At 60.0% G+C, this 17494-nt stretch carries 13 protein-coding genes and 4 tRNA genes; 12 read left to right on the top strand and 5 right to left on the bottom strand.

Going from position 1 to position 17494, the window contains the following annotated elements:
* Positions 1–47 precede the first annotated feature (47 nt).
* Positions 48–1922 (top strand): MFS transporter, encoded by a 1875-nt coding sequence (locus Q7F16_RS15725; RefSeq protein ID WP_014339709.1) that lies wholly within the window; start codon positions 48–50, stop codon positions 1920–1922.
* 193 nt (positions 1923–2115) lie between these two features.
* On the opposite strand, the gene sugE is transcribed toward Q7F16_RS15725, so the two are convergent.
* The 3 genes from sugE to rdgC form a co-directional block, all read right to left on the bottom strand.
* Positions 2116–2430, bottom strand: a complete 315-nt coding sequence (sugE, locus tag Q7F16_RS15720; RefSeq protein WP_014339708.1) for a quaternary ammonium compound efflux SMR transporter SugE — start codon at positions 2428–2430, stop codon at positions 2116–2118.
* A 118-nt stretch (positions 2431–2548) separates the two neighbouring features.
* Complete coding sequence (locus tag Q7F16_RS15715; RefSeq protein WP_409557038.1) at positions 2549–3514, bottom strand: bile acid:sodium symporter family protein; 966 nt, start codon at positions 3512–3514, stop codon at positions 2549–2551.
* 137 nt (positions 3515–3651) lie between these two features.
* The gene (gene rdgC, locus Q7F16_RS15710) at positions 3652–4572 is read right to left on the bottom strand and encodes a recombination-associated protein RdgC (protein ID WP_014339706.1); all 921 of its coding nucleotides are present in this window, start codon (positions 4570–4572) and stop codon (positions 3652–3654) included.
* Positions 4573–4732: 160 nt separating this feature from the next.
* On the opposite strand from rdgC, the gene Q7F16_RS15705 reads away from it, so the two are divergent.
* The 4 genes from Q7F16_RS15705 to Q7F16_RS15690 all read left to right on the top strand — a co-directional run bounded on the left by Q7F16_RS15705 (position 4733) and on the right by Q7F16_RS15690 (position 5250).
* Positions 4733–4808, top strand: a tRNA-Val gene (locus Q7F16_RS15705).
* Positions 4809–4827: 19 nt separating this feature from the next.
* A tRNA-Asp gene (locus tag Q7F16_RS15700) sits at positions 4828–4904 on the top strand.
* A 176-nt stretch (positions 4905–5080) separates the two neighbouring features.
* Positions 5081–5156 (top strand) — tRNA-Val (locus tag Q7F16_RS15695).
* A gap of 17 nt (positions 5157–5173) precedes the next feature.
* Positions 5174–5250, top strand: a tRNA-Asp gene (locus Q7F16_RS15690).
* Between the two features lie 858 nt (positions 5251–6108).
* Here the strand turns inward: Q7F16_RS15690 and Q7F16_RS15685 are convergent.
* Together Q7F16_RS15685 and Q7F16_RS15680 are read right to left on the bottom strand one after the other, a co-directional pair.
* Entirely contained in the window at positions 6109–7245 is a 1137-nt protein-coding gene (locus Q7F16_RS15685; protein ID WP_409557039.1) for a catalase family protein, read from the bottom strand.
* Between the two features lie 31 nt (positions 7246–7276).
* Positions 7277–9082 carry a di-heme-cytochrome C peroxidase gene (locus Q7F16_RS15680; RefSeq protein WP_046062490.1) on the bottom strand — a complete coding sequence of 602 codons (1806 nt, stop codon included), beginning with the start codon at positions 9080–9082 and terminating at the stop codon, positions 7277–7279.
* A 269-nt stretch (positions 9083–9351) separates the two neighbouring features.
* On the opposite strand from Q7F16_RS15680, the gene Q7F16_RS15675 reads away from it, so the two are divergent.
* From Q7F16_RS15675 to Q7F16_RS15645, 7 genes are all read left to right on the top strand, one after another.
* Complete coding sequence (locus tag Q7F16_RS15675; protein ID WP_003204577.1) at positions 9352–10065, top strand: FKBP-type peptidyl-prolyl cis-trans isomerase; 714 nt, start codon at positions 9352–9354, stop codon at positions 10063–10065.
* A gap of 294 nt (positions 10066–10359) precedes the next feature.
* Positions 10360–10815 carry a YkvA family protein gene (locus Q7F16_RS15670; RefSeq protein ID WP_018605394.1) on the top strand — a complete coding sequence of 152 codons (456 nt, stop codon included), beginning with the start codon at positions 10360–10362 and terminating at the stop codon, positions 10813–10815.
* Positions 10816–10929: 114 nt separating this feature from the next.
* Entirely contained in the window at positions 10930–11271 is a 342-nt protein-coding gene (locus Q7F16_RS15665) for a helix-turn-helix domain-containing protein (protein ID WP_003204574.1), read from the top strand.
* The gene (locus tag Q7F16_RS15660; RefSeq protein ID WP_007898892.1) at positions 11268–11639 is read left to right on the top strand and encodes a hypothetical protein; all 372 of its coding nucleotides are present in this window, start codon (positions 11268–11270) and stop codon (positions 11637–11639) included. Before Q7F16_RS15665 ends, Q7F16_RS15660 begins: the two co-directional genes overlap by 4 nt.
* Positions 11640–12041 (top strand): sel1 repeat family protein, encoded by a 402-nt coding sequence (locus Q7F16_RS15655; RefSeq protein ID WP_046062489.1) that lies wholly within the window; start codon positions 11640–11642, stop codon positions 12039–12041.
* A 188-nt stretch (positions 12042–12229) separates the two neighbouring features.
* Positions 12230–17014 (top strand): RHS repeat-associated core domain-containing protein, encoded by a 4785-nt coding sequence (locus Q7F16_RS15650; RefSeq protein WP_409557444.1) that lies wholly within the window; start codon positions 12230–12232, stop codon positions 17012–17014.
* Positions 17014–17373 (top strand): hypothetical protein, encoded by a 360-nt coding sequence (locus tag Q7F16_RS15645; protein ID WP_041476095.1) that lies wholly within the window; start codon positions 17014–17016, stop codon positions 17371–17373. The genes Q7F16_RS15650 and Q7F16_RS15645 overlap by 1 nt, the downstream gene beginning before the upstream one ends.
* Positions 17374–17494: the final 121 nt, after the last annotated feature.

Here is a 17494-nt window from a genome sequence, read left to right as displayed (position 1 = left end):
AAAACGTTCATTCCAATAAGCGTCCACGCCACTCAGGAACATGGAAGATGAGTCACCCTTCGCAGTTCACCTTGCTTCGCACGCGGCGTTTCCTGCCGTTCTTCATCACGCAGTCCTTGGGCGCGTTCAACGACAACATTTTCAAGCAGTCGCTGATCCTCGCCATCCTCTACAAATTGACCATCGAGGGCGATCGTTCGATCTGGGTCAACCTCTGCGCGCTGCTGTTTATCCTGCCGTTCTTTCTGTTCTCGGCGTTGGCTGGGCAGTTCGGGGAAAAATTCGCCAAGGACGCGTTGATTCGTCTGATAAAGCTCGGCGAAATCGCCATCATGGCAGTCGGCGCAGTAGGATTTCTATTCGATCATTTATCGCTGATGCTGGTGGCGCTGTTCGCCATGGGCACGCATTCGGCACTGTTCGGTCCGGTGAAGTATTCGATCCTGCCCCAGGCCTTGCGTGAGGAAGAGTTGGTCGGCGGCAACGGCCTGGTGGAGATGGGCACCTTCCTGGCGATCCTGGCCGGCACCATCGGCGCCGGGATCATGATGTCCTCGGCGCAATACGCACCCGTGGTGTCCACCGCGATCATCGGCGTTGCCGTGCTCGGTTACCTGGCCAGCCGCAGCATTCCGCGCGCGGCGGCGGCCTCGCCGCAAATGCGCCTGAACTGGAACATCTTCAGCCAATCCTGGGCCACCCTGAAACTGGGGTTGGGGCAAACGCCGGCAGTGTCCCGTTCGATTGTCGGCAACTCCTGGTTCTGGTTCGTCGGTGCGATCTACCTGACGCAGATCCCCGCCTATGCCAAGGAGTGGATGCACGGTGACGAAACCGTGGTGACCTTGATCCTGACGGTGTTCTCGGTGGGGATCGCCCTGGGTTCGATGCTCTGCGAAAAGCTTTCCGGGCGCAAAGTCGAGATCGGCCTGGTGCCGTTCGGCTCGTTCGGGCTCACGGTATTCGGTCTGTTGCTGTGGTGGCATTCCGGTGGAATCCCCGACAGCGTCGAAGGCCACGGTTGGCTTGAAGTGCTCGGTTTCGGTCACGCCTGGCTGGTGTTGATCGACATCCTTGGGCTGGGCATCTTTGGTGGTTTCTACATCGTGCCGCTGTACGCTTTGATCCAGTCGCGCACGGTGGAGAACGAGCGGGCGAGGGTGATTGCCGCCAACAATATTCTCAACGCGTTGTTCATGGTGGTCTCGGCCATCGTCTCCATCGTGTTGCTGAGCCTGGCAAAACTGTCGATTCCACAACTGTTCCTGGTGGTGTCGTTGCTCAACATCGGTGTCAATGCCTACATCTTCAAGATCGTCCCTGAGTTCAGCATGCGTTTCATGATCTGGCTGCTGAGCCATTCCATGTACCGCGTGGAGCACCGCAACCTGGAGGCTATTCCGGATGAAGGCGCTGCGCTGTTGGTCTGCAACCACGTCTCTTTCGTCGATGCCTTGCTGATTGGCGGTGCGGTGCGTCGGCCGATTCGCTTCGTGATGTACTACAAGATCTACAACTTGCCGGTGCTGAATTTCATCTTCCGCACCGCCGGGACGATCCCGATTGCCGGGCGCCAGGAAGACATTCACATCTACGAAAAAGCCTTCAAGCGAATCGCCCAATACCTGAAGGACGGTGAGTTGGTGTGCATCTTCCCTGAAGGAAAATTGACCGGTGACGGTGAGATCAATGAGTTCAAGAGCGGACTGACCCGCATCCTCCAGGAAACCCCGGTGCCGGTGATTCCCCTGGCGCTGCAGGGCTTGTGGGGCAGTTTTTTCAGTCGCGACCCGGCCAAAGGGCTGTTTCGCCGGTTCTGGTCGCGGGTGACGCTGGTGGCGGGTTCGGCGGTCGCAGTGGAAGTGGCTGAGCCGGCGAAGTTGCAGGCGTTGGTGGGGGAGTTGCGTGGGACTGTCCGCTAGAACGAAAAACTGTGGGAGCAAAAAGCTTGTGGGAGCAAGCCCTGTGGGATTAAAACCTGTGGGGAGCAAGTTCTGTGGGATTAAACTTGTGGGAGCAAAGCTTGCTCGCGATGGGCGTCCTTGCGATCGCTATCGCGGGCAAGCCTTGCTCCCACAGACCTTGCTCCCATAGGTTTGGCTCTTGCAGGAGGGCTCAGGTGCTGACCTTGAGCCCGATCAACCCCGCAACGATCAACGCCACGCTGGCCAGGCGAACCAGCGCCATCGACTCACCAAACAAAATGATCCCGGCGATCACCGTGCCCACGGCACCGACCCCGGTCCAGATCGCATAGGCCGTACCCAGCGGCAATTCTTTCATTGCAAGGCCGAGCAGGCCGAGGCTGATCGCCATGGCGGCGATGGTCAGCGCGGTGGGGAGAGGGCGGCTGAAGCCGTCGGTGTATTTCAGGCCGACAGCCCAGCCGACTTCGAACAGGCCGGCAAAAAACAGAATGATCCAGGACATCACGCACCTCATCGATGGGTGGGGTCGTCCCCGGATAATGAACGCTATGGCGTTGCGAGGTCGTCCCCGCATTGGGCGCAAGAGTGCCCAATGCTGACGATTCGGTCAAGATTGTCCTTCAATCTGCCGCTTGACGGGCCAGTAGCTCACGGTCCTGTTTTTCGCTCATGCGCCGGAAGTACGTCGAGAGCAGGGCCCCGGAAATGTTGTGCCAGACGCTGAACAGCGCGCTGGGCACCGCCGCCAGTGGCGAAAAGTGCGCGCTCGCCAATGCCGCGCCCAGGCCGGAGTTCTGCATGCCAACTTCCAGCGACAGGGTTTTGCGCTGGGCCAACGGCAAGCCGAACAAACGCCCGGTGAAGTACCCCAGCAGATAACCGAAGCTGTTGTGCAGCATCACGATGGCCATGATCAGCAGGCCGGATTCGGCGATTTTCGCCTGACTGGCCGCGACCACCGCCGCCACAATGATCACGATGCTCACCACCGATATCAGCGGTAGCACGTCTATGGCATGACGAACCCGAGCCCCCAACAGGCGTTGGGCAACGATGCCCAGCGCGATCGGCACCAGTACGATTTGCAGGATCGACCAGAACAGCGCCGAGAACGACACCGGCAACCAGGCCGAGGCCAGCAGCCAGATCAGTGCCGGGGTCAGCAGAGGGGCAAGCAGGGTCGTGATGGCGGAAATCGCCACGGCCAGGGCCAGGTCACCGCGAGCCAGCCAGGTCATGACGTTGGACGATGTGCCGCTCGGGCAGCAACCCACCAGGATCACGCCGACGGCGATCTCCGGCGGCAGGCTGAACACTTGGCAAAGCAGCCACGCCGTACCGGGCATGATCACGAATTGGGCAACCACTCCCAAGGCTACGCGTCCCGGATGACGGGCCACTTCGGCGAAGTCTTCCAGTTTGAGTGCCAGGCCCATGCCGAACATCACCAGGCCCAGCAGAGGCACGATGGCGATTTTCAGGCCGACGAACCACTGCGGTTGCAGGAATGCCAGTACCGCGAAAAACAGTACCCAGTAAGCGAAGGTGTTGCCGGCAAAGCGGCTCAATGCAGCCAATGCGCGCATGACCTGATCCTTATTATTAAGAACACCGAATACTAATGTGGGAGCGAGCTTGCTCGCGATAGCGGAGTGTCAGTCAACATCTCGGTGGCTGTCATACCGCTATCGCGAGCAAGCTCGCTCCCACAGGGAGGCGGGGTTTAGATCCCCTGCGGAATCTCTTCCCCGCCCAACGCTTCAACCAGCGCCGGCAGGAACTCGCCGAACGTCAACATCATCAGCGTGAAGCTGGCGTCCAGTTGGCCGAGGGCTTCGTCGCCACCGTCCTGTTCAGCCTGGTCTTGCAGCAGGTCTTCGAACTTCAGGCGCTTGACCACCATCTTGTCATCGAGCACGAAGGACAGCTTGTCCTGCCAGGCCAGGGACAGTTGCGTCACCACCTTGCCGGTGTTCAGGTGCAGCTGGATTTCGTCGCTGGTCAGGTCCTGGCGCTTGCAGCGCACGATGCCGCCGTCTTCGTGGGTGTCGCGCAGTTCGCATTCATCCAGCACGAAGAAATCGTCCGCGGCTTTCTGGGTCTTGACCCAGTCGGTCATGGTGGCGGTCGGGGCCATCTTGACCGTCAGCGGGCGTACCGGCAGCGAGCCGATGACTTCGCGCAGGGTGGAAAGCAGGTCTTCGGCGCGTTTCGGGCTGGCCGAGTTCACCAGGATCAGGCCCTGTTTCGGTGCAATGGCGGCGAAGGTGGACGAGCGACGGATGAACGCACGCGGCAGGAACGCCTGGATGATTTCATCCTTGAGCTGGTCCCGTTCCTTTTTATAGACCTTGCGCATTTGCTCGGCTTCGATCTCTTCGACCTTTTCCTTCAGGGCATCGCGCACGACGCTGCCCGGCAAGATGCGTTCTTCCTTGCGCGCGGCGATCAGCAGGAAGTCCTGGCTGACATGCACCAGCGGTGCGTCTTCGCCTTTGCCAAACGGCGCGACGAAACCGTAAGTGGTCAACTCCTGGCTTGCACATGGACGCGCCAGTTTGCTGGCCAGTGCAGTTTCCAACGCCTCGGCATCAAAAGGCAGATCTTGGGTCAGGCGATAGATAAGCAGGTTTTTGAACCACATGGGGTGAGTCTCTCCTTTATACAAAGGGGGGCATTATTCTCTTCGCGGCGCCATAGGCCAACCCTTCGCTAAGCCTTTGGAAGGCCTGAAAAAATTAATTTAAAAAGTGCTTGCCAGCTTAAAGAGTGCTCCGTAGAATGCGCGCCACACCGAAAGCGAAGGGTGATTAGCTCAGCTGGGAGAGCGTCTGCCTTACAAGCAGAATGTCGGCGGTTCGATCCCGTCATCACCCACCATTCGTTCAACGTGTTACGCGCAGCGGTAGTTCAGTCGGTTAGAATACCGGCCTGTCACGCCGGGGGTCGCGGGTTCGAGTCCCGTCCGCTGCGCCATATTCGGTAACCTGGAACACTGAACGCCAGGTCACCACGGAAAGCCCGCTAACGCGGGCTTTTTGCTGTTTGCAGTTCCTGTGGTGTGCGTTGCTCATGTTTTTTTGCTGAATTTGCTAATTAAATCAGCACGTTACAAAAAAATGTGAGAGAATGCGCCCCGCATCGAAAGTGAAGGGTGATTAGCTCAGCTGGGAGAGCGTCTGCCTTACAAGCAGAATGTCGGCGGTTCGATCCCGTCATCACCCACCAAACTTTCAGTGTTACGCGCAGCGGTAGTTCAGTCGGTTAGAATACCGGCCTGTCACGCCGGGGGTCGCGGGTTCGAGTCCCGTCCGCTGCGCCATATTCGGTTATCTGGAATGCTGAACGCCAGGTGGCTACTAAGAAGCGGTGCTTTTCCTTGAGAGAGGAGAGGCGCCGTTTTTTTTGGCTTGGGTTTTGGGTGTATATCCGTTTCTTCGGTAACGGCGGCTTATGGTTCCGCTCTTACAGCGGCTCACTTTTGAAGAGCGCAAAAGTAAGCAAAACGCTCATGCCCCACCACTTGGCACCTCGCTTAGGCTCGGTGTGCCCTCACTCCGGCATTGCTCCGTGGGCCGCCGCGAAGGGCCATCCATGGCCCAGCGCGGCTATCCCGGCATCCATGCCGGGATGCCCACTCCACAATGCCTGCGTTCAGCCATCGTGGTTAACGGGGCGCCGAGATCAACGTCCACCGCGAGGCGGCCTGATAGCCGACCTGGTTCTGGGTGATCGCGTTTCTCCTGTGGGAGCGAGCCTGCTCGCGAAGGCGGTGGGTCAGTTTGCGGTGATGTTGGATGTGCGGGCCTCATCGCGAGCAAGCTCGCTCCCACAGGTTTTGCGGTGCACATGGATTTTGTGCCCGCCAAAGATCCAATGTGGGAGCGAGCTTGCTCGCGATAGCAGTGGCTCAGCCACATAGAGGCCGGCATTTGCCCCGCTGTTGCTGTTGTTGCTGCTTTGGACTTTGATCTGGGCGCCCCGTTAACCACGCTGGCCTCACTCCGGCATTGCCCACTGCGCAATGCCGGAGTGAGGGCATGCCGAGCCTAGGCGAGGCACCGAGTGGTGGGGAAAGAGCGTTTTGCTTACTTTTGCGCTTTTCAAAAGTGAGCCGCTGTAAGAGCGGAACCGTCAGCAGCCGTTACCAAAAAAACGGATATACACCCCAATCCAACCTCTACAGCTCAGCATTCCGCCGATGACGATAATCGCTGACCGCCTCATACACCGCCTTACGCAAGCGATTGATCCCACCAACAGGCCGATGCGCCTCAATGCCGAACCAAGGATTGAACGACTGATTATCACAAGCCAGATTCAGCTTGGGCGTATCAAAATCCTGAGCTGGAACCTTGATCCGTGCCACGGTCTCGAACGGCGCATCACTTTCCTGCCATTCAATACTGGTGTCTTCGATCGGCATGTACTTGCTCGGATCCTGACGCTGGATCTGCAAGACAAAACACGCCGGCACCCGGTCGGTGGATAACTGCTGATTCAATGCGCTACGCAAGAAGTTCGGCAGGTCCTGATTCTGGGGAGGCAGAGTGTAGCTCGGGCAACTGTCCGGGTCCGGTGCGACGCGAAACTTGGCATTGGCTTCGCCGAATTTGTAAGGCGATACCGAAAAATAAGTGGTCTGGGTCGGGCTGGCCGGAGCCGGCGAGAGTGTCGCCAGGGCGATGAACAAATGACGGATCTGCCAACTGCGCGGGTCCAGGCTTGGAAAGAAAGCCATCGCCTTCTTCCCGTCAGCCTGAGCGGCCACATTCTGACGGTACTCGGCGACATCACTGACGAAGAAGTTCGGATGATTGAACATCACGAAATCCTGCTCACTCTGTGATTGCCGGTCAGCGAGCAGTTGCTTGCCCGGTACGTTCATCAGCTTGATCGCCATCCCTCGTGCATCGCGCAGGCTATCGAATTGCGGATAAGCGTTGCCGTTGGACAGGCGGATCGTTGCCTCCCAAGTCTTGCCCGGTTCGGCAAATACGCCTTGGCGCAACGCTACCGGCAGGTCGCTCGGTACCTGGACTTCGGCCATGACGCAGCCGTGGGCCTTGGCGTGGGCATCGCGCAGGTAGCGCGTGCTTTCGCGGTGCTGGTCGACGATGCGAATAGCGGTCTGGATGATGTCCTGGGTCATGGCCGCTTCGCCGGGCGCAACCTGTTCCTTGTCCGGGACCGGTCCCTTGTGTTGCCAGGCAAACCAGGCTGTGGACAGTGCCCAGCCGAGCAGTCCGATGCCCAGTAGCCACAGGAGCGTCTTGCCCAAAAAGGCACCGAGGCGCAGCCAGAGCGTGATCAACATTGAAACTTCCTTTTACCGGTGAGGTTCATCATTACAGTTGCGACTCCAGTGGCCCGCCCAGCACTTTTAAATACTCGAGCAACGCCCAGCGTTCCTGCGGTTGCAGCAGACGCCCAATGACGCCGTTGCCGCGCTCGCCCGCGCGGAATTCATGGCCGCTGTTGTGGTTGCCAGTGATCCGGGTATCGAAGAGAAATGCGTTGCTGAAGGCTTCGGTGCGATAGCCCAGGTGACGCGGGTCGTATTCGAAATTGCCTTTATAGAACGTGGTCGCGCGCTCGTCCTGGGGGGACAGCAGTTGATAGATTGTCGGCACCGAGCCGTTGTGCAGGAACGGTGGCGTGGCCCAGACGCCCGCCAGCGGCCGGGCCTTGTAGGCGCGCAATTCGCGCACGCCAATGGGCAGGCCAAAACCGTCCAGGGCCGGGCGTTCGGCGGGGGTGACACCGGCGTCGCGGTAAGCGCGGTTCTCGACGAATGCCGTGACATAGGCCAGGCCTTTGGCGACCGAGAGTTGGCTCAAGTCCAGCGGCTCCGTCGGGGTCGGGTGCAGTTGCACTTCCAGCTTCGCCAGCTCGGCCGGATCCCATTGCAGACTGCTCAGGTCGTAGCGGTGGTCGGCGATGTTATTGGCGGTGCCCGGGTCGGTGCCGATCACCTGCACGGGCAGCATGTGCAGTTGTTGGACCGGTCTGTCAGGCCCCTGGATCACTTTGGGCACATGGCAGCCGGCGCAGTTTTCGGTAAACAGGGCCCGCCCCTTGGCCGCCAGTGGTTTATCGATCGAGCCCAGCAGCGCTTCCGGCCACACGGGCGGCTTGAGCAGTTGCAGGGTCTCTTCGATCTTGTTCAAGTCGCGCACACGCACGCTGGAGGGGTAGCGCGCATCGCCTTGCAGCGGTTTGCCTTGGGCGTCGAAGAAATTCAGCGTGGCCCCGACCCCCAGTGCCTCACCGACGTTACGGGCCATCGGTTGCTGGGCCGATCCGTTCCATTGCACCCAGTCGAATGTCCACATTTCCCACAACTGCGGGTAATCCACCGGTGCGTTGGCCACCCGGTAGTTTTGCGGCGAAATGGCGTCGCCGAAGCTGGCATTGGCGATGCGACCGAAGGCGTCGGTGCGGCCAGGGCCTTCTTCGGTGGGGTAGAGGCCGCGATGGGTGTCGTTCCAGGCCACGCGCAGGAACGTGTCCAGGGAAACCTTGAACGCCTTGCGCAATTCCTCGTGGCGGGCGTCGTAGTCCTTGCCCAGTACTTGGCGGGCGAAGCGCTCGAATTTCCAAGGGTTGTAGTAGGTAGACGCCAGACTGGCGACCAATGCCTGCCCGAAACTGCCACCGCGTAATGTAGGAACACTGGAAGGCAGCACGTGTTGAGCCGAGCCCCCATCGATTCGTATCGCCTGGCCCTTGAAGCGCAATTCGCCGGTATGACACGCCGCGCAGGTGATATCCAGGAACTGGTCGGTGCTGCCGGGGTTCTGGTGCCGCGCAAACCCTACCGGCAAGTTGCCGGGATTGTCCGGCGAGGCTTTCTGCGCCGGATCGACCAGGAAGCCAAAGCGGGCCAGGTATTCGGGCGATGCGAAGCGTTGTTGCGAAAATGGCAGTTCGAGGGCGGTGAACCAGTCGTAGCGCAGGCCTTTGACCTGGGTGCCCTGGGGTGTGAAGTAATACGTCTGGCGCTCGGCGGCGCTCCATTGATCCAGGTAATGCACCTGTTCGACGGGCGTATAGAACGGCAAGCGAGGATTGGCGACGTAATAAAGCACCACGGCCACGATAACGATCAGCAGCGCGAGGAGCAGCAAGAGAATGCGGGAGAGAAGGCGCACGGTAACGTCCTTGTTTTTTTTGATATGTCCTTATGCCTCAGTGCTGCGCGGCCGGCAAGTGGCCATTACCCTGGCCTGTGGAGGAGCGGCAATTTGTCCCTGTACGTAACAGATGACAGATGCTTCATTCGTCCAGGCTTAAAAAGCGTTTGCGGACCTGAACTTATCATTACTTTGTGGCTCACATGCCGGTAGCCATTGGTCGTGGCCGCCTGATAAGCTCGCGGCTTTATTCGATTGCCCTTTAGGCGCATGAACAAGGAAATAGCATGAAACAGCATCGGTTGGCGGCGGCGGTGGCCCTGGTTGGCCTGGTACTCGCGGGTTGCGACTCGCAGACCAGCGTAGAGCTGAAGACCCCGGCGCAGAAAGCTTCCTACGGTATTGGCCTGAACATGGGCAAGAGCCTGGCTCAGGAAGGCATGGATGACCTGGACTCCAAAGCGGTCGCCCAGGGCATCGAAGATGCCGTCGGCAAGAAAGAACAGAAGCTGAAAGACGAAGAACTGGTCGAAGCCTTCGCCGCGCTGCAAAAGCGTGCCGAAGAGCGCATGGCCAAGATGAGCGAAGAGTCGGCAGCCGCCGGCAAGAAATTCCTCGAAGAAAACGGCAAGAAAGCTGGTGTCACCACCACCGCTTCCGGCCTGCAGTACGAAGTGGTCAAGAAAGCCGACGGTCCACAGCCTAAGCCGACCGACGTAGTGACTGTTCACTACACCGGCAAGCTGACCAACGGCACCGTGTTCGACAGCTCCGTTGAGCGTGGCAGCCCGATCGACCTGCCGGTCAGCGGTGTGATCCCGGGTTGGGTAGAAGGCCTGCAACTGATGCACGTCGGCGAGAAGTACAAGCTGTACATCCCGAGCGACCTGGCCTACGGCGCCCAGAGCCCAAGCCCGGCCATCCCGGCCAACTCGGTCCTGGTGTTCGACCTGGAACTGCTGGCGATCAAGGATCCGGCAAAAGAAGACGCAGCCAAGTAATCGCGTCTGCTATAACGACAACGCCTCGCTTATGCGGGGCGTTGTCGCATCTGGGCTTCGGCAAAATGGCAAAAAAACCGAACGCACGATGCAGGGTATAGTCATAGGCAATACAGGCGCTGTGCTAGACGCAGTCAGCCGGTCAAGTCAATGAAATATTGGGTTTTTTTATGTGAGTAAAAAACGCCCGATCTAAGCCGGGCCCATATGAAACGGGGGCTTCAGCGGTGAAATGCAGCTCTGTTCACAAGGTTATCCACAATTTGTGTGGATAACATTTCAGTGGGAGAAAAAATGAAGGCCCCGTGGAATTTTGCGCGATTTCTGCCCTTGGCAGGCCGCTTGCTGGCCCGCGGTCGATTGCCGACGTTGCTGTTCGCCGTCGCCAGCAAAGGTGCCCGGGAGGGTGGACGGCTGGGCAAGCTCAAGGAGGACCTGCGTCTGTTGCAGGCCTTGTGCCTGGCCTACTGGCGAGGCGAATACCGTGCTGTCAGCGCCAAGTCGATGCTGTCGGTGGTGGCAGGGCTGATGTATTTCCTCAGTCCCCTGGATGCGATTCCAGACATCTTGCCGATGTTTGGCATGTTCGACGACATTGCGGTGCTGGCATGGATCATGAAAACCCTCGACGTTGAACTCGAGGCATTCCGCGCCTGGCGTTATCGGCAATCGCCCGAGAAGCTCGCCCAGGTCGAAAGGCTTCCCGATACCCCGGAACAACTCCAACTCCAAGGTCAGAAAAAAACCTGATTCGGTAGCACTTACCCCAGAGAATTCATCGCCCCGCGACCTTAGCCGGTATTAGGATTACACTTCCAAGAAAAAAGGCTGACTCGCTAAGTGTTGTTGTCCTACGGGGTAGACATGGATATTCAAATAATCACACGTGACGGAGAGCCCGAGTACGCGGTTTTGCCGTGGGATCAGTACCAGTCGTTGTTGAAGGCAGCAGGCATCGATCAAGCTCCGCCGCGCGAAGCGACAGTCCGTCACGCGGCGGCACCGGGCCAGGTTCTCCCTGGCCTGGATCAGTTACGCAGTTTACGCGAAGGGAAGGGCATCGCCATCGAGGCGCTGGCCCGCACGGTAGGTATCAGCCCGTCTTATCTGGCTTTGATCGAGAGCGGCGAGCGTCAGCCCGATGCCGCGATTCGGCGCAGTCTGGCCTGGGAGTTGACGGTGCCGGGTTGGAGGGAAGAATCGTGAGCGTACGCATCAGTCGGCAGCATTGGGATGGGTTGTTGGGTGAGTTGGACCAGGCGCGTCGCCAGCGCCATTTATTGACCTACCGCGCCTTGCTCGAGCGTTTGCAACTGCCCACCCCGGCCATGCAAACCTTGACCGCGGCCCTTGAACACCTGGCGGCGCTGGACGCCCGGGCGGAACAGCCGCTACGCAGTTCATTGGTGATCAGTCAGGGCGCCAGTCGGTTACCGCGCACGGGGTTCTTCGAGTGCGTTGAACGCCTGGGCCGCTTTTCCGGGCCTTCCGATGGCGTGGCCGCCGCCTCCTGGCACGCTTCGGAAGTGGTTCGGGTATTTGAATACGAGTACCCCGAATCGGCGGAGGCCTGAGTGCTCTGGCGACTCAAGGCGCGGGCCGGTTACTGGCTGGCGCGTCGGCTGTTTCATTGGTCCTGGTTCGTCCGCCAGCCGCGTGGCTGGACCTGGCTCGAGGGGCAGTTCTCGCGCATGGCGAACCTGGGCGATGTCGGTGCGCAGAGTTTCTACGGGCACATCCTCACCTTCCGAGGTCAAGGGCTGGGCGCCCGTGAAGAAGGGGTTCGCCTGTTGCGGTTGGCGGCACTGGCCGGTGATGGCAAGGCCGCCTACCAGGTCGGCGTGATCAGCCTGGCCGGTACAACCAGCAAGGCGCCGGACCCGGTGGAAGCGGCACGTTGGTGGACCTTGGCGGCGAAAGCCGGGCACCCGCTGGCCGAAATCAAGCTCAAATCACTTGAAACTCGCGATATCTAGGGTTATCCACAGGCGATTCGTTATGCAGGTCAGACGAATTTAGCGAATCGCCCTACGCGCTCTGTCTCCTTCCCCTGACTTAATTCCCCTGTCATCCCCGGCAAAGTCTCGCGCTCCCTGAGTGCTGCGAGACGTCTGCCCATGTTCGACCGTTTTTTCCTGCCGGCCCTTGAGCGAGCCCTGTCCTGATGGATCAGGTGAGCCGAATCGAGCAGGAACTCGACAGCTTCAAAGGCACCTTGTCGCTCTACCGCGAGCAACTCGAGCGCTGGTACAGCCGAGCGGCGGACCGTGCCAGCCATGCCGTTGACCTGCCGTCACTGATGGGCATGGAGCGGCTGATCCGCTTTGGCGACAGCACCACCGCTGTCAGCACCGGTGACGATGACTTCCTCTCCACGGTCGTCCAGTGCCCCAAGGGCGGGCCGATGACGATCGAAAGCAAGTTCGAGTCGGTGTACGACATCCCGCTGGGCGACATCGTGGTGGATGTGGTGGATGTGGCCAGCGGCGAGGTCACGCCAGTCACCCTGGATGCCCAAGGCCTGGGGACCTTCACGGGGGAGGCGGGCAAGTCCTATCGGGTTCACGTTCAGGGCGGGGTGTCCGCCAAGCAAATCGCCAGTCTGTTTTCTTCCTACGATGGCCTGACCACCGATCTGACGGACTGGTTGCGCGGTGAGTGGCAGGGTTTCAAGCCTCGATGGGCACAACAATCGCTGTCGACTTCGGCAGCAGCAGTGGGAAACGGGTTGCTCGCCGGTAGTTGGGCGGCGATTGAAAGTGTCTGGGACAGCATCAGCTTGCTCTCGGACATCCTCAAGGACCCCGGTCAGTTTGTTGAGCGGTTGGGTGACAGCGCTGATCAGTTGAAAACACTGGCGCGAGACGCACCGCTGGTGATGGCGAAGCTGCAACTGCTGGCCAGCGACGAAGCGGCACTGTGCATGCTTGTGCGTACCGCCAGCCTCTGGCTGGAGATGTTGCCGCCCAGTGAAGTCGCTGGCGAAACGGCCAAAGGGCTCTCGACCGTGGCGGTGCAACTGGTGATCGACTTGCTGATCGGTGTGGTCTTGACCTTTGCCGGGGCAGGGGCCGGGATTGCCTACCTGTCGATGCGGTTGGCCAGGCACAGCGCAACCATGCTGAACGCCATGCAGCGTTTCATCCGTGCGATCTTCGCGGTGGTCAACGGCTTCATGACCTACGTGGACCGCTACAAAACCGTGGCGGCACGCGGCATCGCGGCGGGGATAAAGAAAGGTCGGATGCAACTGCGCTGGGATGCGCAGCGCAACACCACGCTGAAAAGGCACGAACCCCACGACGACGCCCCCGCCCAGTCGAAAAACCCCAACGGCGACAGCGCCGACACTGCCGCCCAGACCCAGACCAGCGGCTGCCCGGTGTCGATGGTCACCGGCGAAGAACTGCTGACCCTCGACGATGGCACCCTCGATGGCCGCTTGCCATTTGTCTTCACCCGTTTGTACCGCACCAGCGCCGCCGACCTGGACGTCGGCCTCGGGCGCGGTTGGAGCCATGCCCTGGCCCATCGCTTGGAACTCGAGGGCGAGCAGGTCACCTGGGTCGACCAGGAAAACCGCCGCACGACCTTTCCGCTGCCCAGCGCCCAGCGTCCGGCGATCCACAACAGCCTGGCCCGCGCGGCGATCTACCTGGGCACCGAGGCGGATGAACTGATCGTTGCCCAACCCGGCGAAAACGCTCCATTCCTGCACTTTCGCGACGGCCACCTGAGCGCCCTCAGCGACCGCTACGACAACCGCCTGACCCTCCAGCGCAACATCCATGGCGACATCTGCCGCCTGGACAACGGCGCTGGGCGCGCCCTGCGCCTGCGTTACGAGCAGCGCCACCTGATCGCCGTCGATTACCAGAGCTTCCATCCCGCTATCACCCTCGACGAAGCCTGGCGGACCGAACAGACGCTGGTGTCCTACCGCTACGACGGACGTTTGCGACTGATCGAAGCGACCAATGCCGCCGGTGAAAGCGAACGCTACGACTACGACGACCAACACGTCATCCTCCAGCGACAACTGGCCGGTGGGGCGAGTTTTTATTGGGAATGGCAAGGGGGCGGACCGGCGTCTCGCTGCGTACGGCACTGGGCCTCGTTTGCGCAGATGGACACCCGCTACACCTGGGGCGAAGACGGCAGCGTCACGGTCCGGCACCTGGATGGCAGCCAGGAGGTGTATGTCCACGACGACCGGGCGCGGCTGGTGCGCAAGGTCGAGCCCGACGGCGGTGAGCACCTCAAGGCCTACGACGAACAAGGTCGCTTGATCGCCGAGCAGGACCCGCTGGGCGCTCTGACCGAATACCGCTACGACGACGTCGGACGGCTGGTGGCGCTGCTTCCCCCGGACGAGACGCCGACGTCCTACGAATACCGCAACGGTTTCCTGCACACCCGTGCGCGCGGCAAGGCCGTGTGGAGCTACCGGCGCAATGCCCGGGGGGACGTGATCGTCCTCATCGACCCGGACGGCCAGCGCACGGAATATGCCTACGACGCCCACGGGCAACTGCTGGCGACGTATGACCCGGATGGCGCTGAACATCGCTTCACCTGGAGTCGCCTGGGCCAACTGACCGAAGAGATCCTGCCCGACGGCAGTCGTCGGTGTTTTTCCTACGACGCCCTGGGGCGTTTACTCAGCCGCCAGGACGAACACGGCGCGCTCACGCACTACCAATGGGACGCCGTCGGCCGCCTGCTGCAGGTGACCTTGCCCAACGGTGCCACCCGGACCTGGCGCTACAACGCCTACGGCAAGGTCACCGCCGAGCGCGATGAACAGGGCCGTCTGACCCGCTACGAATACGCCGACGACCTGCACCTGGTCAGCCGCCGCCTGAACCCCGACGGCAGCGAGCTGAAATACCGCTACGACTCGGCGCGGCTGTTGCTGACCGAAATCGAAAACGAATCCGGCGAAAAATATCAGCTGGACTACACGCCCAACGGCTTGATCCGACAGCAAGTCGGCTTCGACGGCCAACGCACCGCCTACGCCTATGACCTCAATGGCCACCTGCTGGAAAAAACCGAGCACGGCGAGGACGGTTCGCAACGGCTCACCCAGTACCAGCGCGACGCGGCCGGGCGGCTGCGGGTCAAGACCTTGCCCGACGGCCAGGCCATCGAGTACCGCTACGACGAGCTGGGCCGGCTGGTCCACGTCAACGACGGCAGCAATCATCCGCTGGCCTTCGAATACGACGCCCAGGATCGGCTGGTCTGCGAGCACCAGGGCTGGGGCACCCTGCGTTATCGCTACGACGCTTGCGGACGCCTCAATCACCTGCGCCTGCCGGACGACAGCCAACTCGACTACCACCATGCCCCGGGCGGCGTACTGACCGCCATCGACCTCAACGGCTCGCGCCTGACCGAGCACCGCTTTGTCGGCGGTCGCGAACGGCAACGTCAGCAAGGCCGGCTGCTCAGTGACTACACGTACGACGAACAGGGCCGCCTCAAGGCCCAGACCGTGTGGCAGAGCCAACAGCAGCAACTGTTCTGGCGCGATTATGCCTACAGCGCCAAGGGCAACCTGCAAACCCTTTCCGACAACCGAAACCGCCGCAGCTATCAGTACGACCCGCTGGATCGCCTGACCCGCATCGACTTTTCCCACAGCGAACCGCCAGAACACTTCTGCCACGACCCGGCCGGCAACCTGCTGATGCAGGACCGCCCCGGCCCGACCACCCTCAAGGGCAACCGCCTGCTGAAGGAGGGCGACCGCCACTACGACTACGACGCCTTCGGCAACCTGATCCGCGAACGCCGCGGCCAGGCCCTGGTCAGCGCCTATCGCTACGACAGCCAGCACCGCCTGATCGGCGTCACCACGGCCGATGGCCGCGAAACCTCCTACCGCTACGACGTCTTCGGCCGACGCATCAGCAAGACCGTGGATGGCCTGACCACGGAGTTTTTCTGGCAGGGCGACCAGGTCGTCGCCGAAAACAGCCCGCGCCACCACCGCAGCTACGTCTACGAACCCGGCACCTTCCGCCCACTGGCGATGCTTGATGGCGAAGGCCCGGAAAAAGCCACGCCGTTCTACTACCACCTCGACCACCTGGGCACGCCCCAGGAACTGACCAGCCACAGCGGCCAGGTCGTCTGGTCAGCGCGCTACAACGGCTACGGCAAACTCACCGAACTCCAGCACGGCGGCGGCGAACAGCTGGAACAACCGCTGCGCTTCCAGGGCCAATACTTCGACCCGGAAAGCGGCCTGCACTACAACCGGCACCGCTACTACAATCCCGAGACCGGTCGCTATTTGACGCCTGATCCGAGCAAGTTGGCGGGTGGGCTCAATGGGTACCGGTACACCCTGAACCCGACGGGGTGGGTGGATCCGTTGGGGTTGGTGGATTGTCCGGGGAAGGGTGGGTGTAGGCCGGCGGTTGGGGAGCAGGATCCGGCGGCTAAGGTTGGGGTGGATGAGGGGGAGCCGCGGCTGCCGATGACGGCGGAGCAGCGGGCACAGGAGCATGAACTAGCGGAGGCAAAAGCTTATAAGGAGTTAAGGGAAATGGAAGGTTCCATTGATGGCGCTCACTTTCTGGAAAAACACGGTGCGCAGACTACCTTGCAATCGCAAATGGAACGGCTGCAATCTGGTAAAAATCCTACAACGGGTGAAATTGAACGTTATACCAAAGGTAAAAAAAAGGGAGAACCTAAAATTCCTACTGCGGCAACACACTTCATAAGTCATCGAGATCAACTTTATGCGATAAATAGAGCGCGGCTCGTTTTCAAGGAAAGTGGTCTGCAACAATCTCGTGAGCCTATTGAGTTTGGAAGAAAAGTCGGAGAGGGATATAAAAAGGAAGGGTTGGAATATGGCGAGCAAACAAAGGCTGTGGTGATACTGAATGACAAAGGCCTTCCGATAACTAGCTATACGGAATTTGAGTGATGACGAAGTCGTCTGATATGGTTGTGCTAAGAAGTCTCCTATTTGTATTTGATATAGAGAATACGATAGATGAGGCAAGGGAGGAGGTTATTGTCTCGAAGGATATCAACGCCGACTCTGAGTTGGTGGAGTTGTTTGATTCCTTGCTTAAATCAGATTTTTTAATATTTCAATCTCATGAGCGCGAATGGTTTATTCAAAAAATTTCCTTCTATCTGGAAGAGGGGGCGAATTTTGATGAGATATTTTCGAGGATAACCACATATTTCGATGATGATGTTAAGGATCAGCGTCACTTTATGAGAGTTTTGCTGAGCTGCCTCAAGCGCTATCAGTCAGAGGGGGCCGAAAACTCATAACTTAATTGTATTTGATCGTTCCCTCGCTCTGCGTGGGAATGCATCCCGTGACGCTCTGCGTCACATCCGGAAGCGGAACGCGGAGCGTCCCTGGCGGCGTTCCCACGCAGGAGCGTGGGAA

The sequence above is a fragment of the Pseudomonas sp. Lb2C2 genome (genome assembly GCF_052112205.1).
GTDB lineage: Bacteria > Pseudomonadota > Gammaproteobacteria > Pseudomonadales > Pseudomonadaceae > Aquipseudomonas > Aquipseudomonas kilonensis.
The sequence above is the reverse complement of the archived record's forward strand: the minus strand, read 5'-3'. Positions and strand labels throughout refer to the sequence as shown.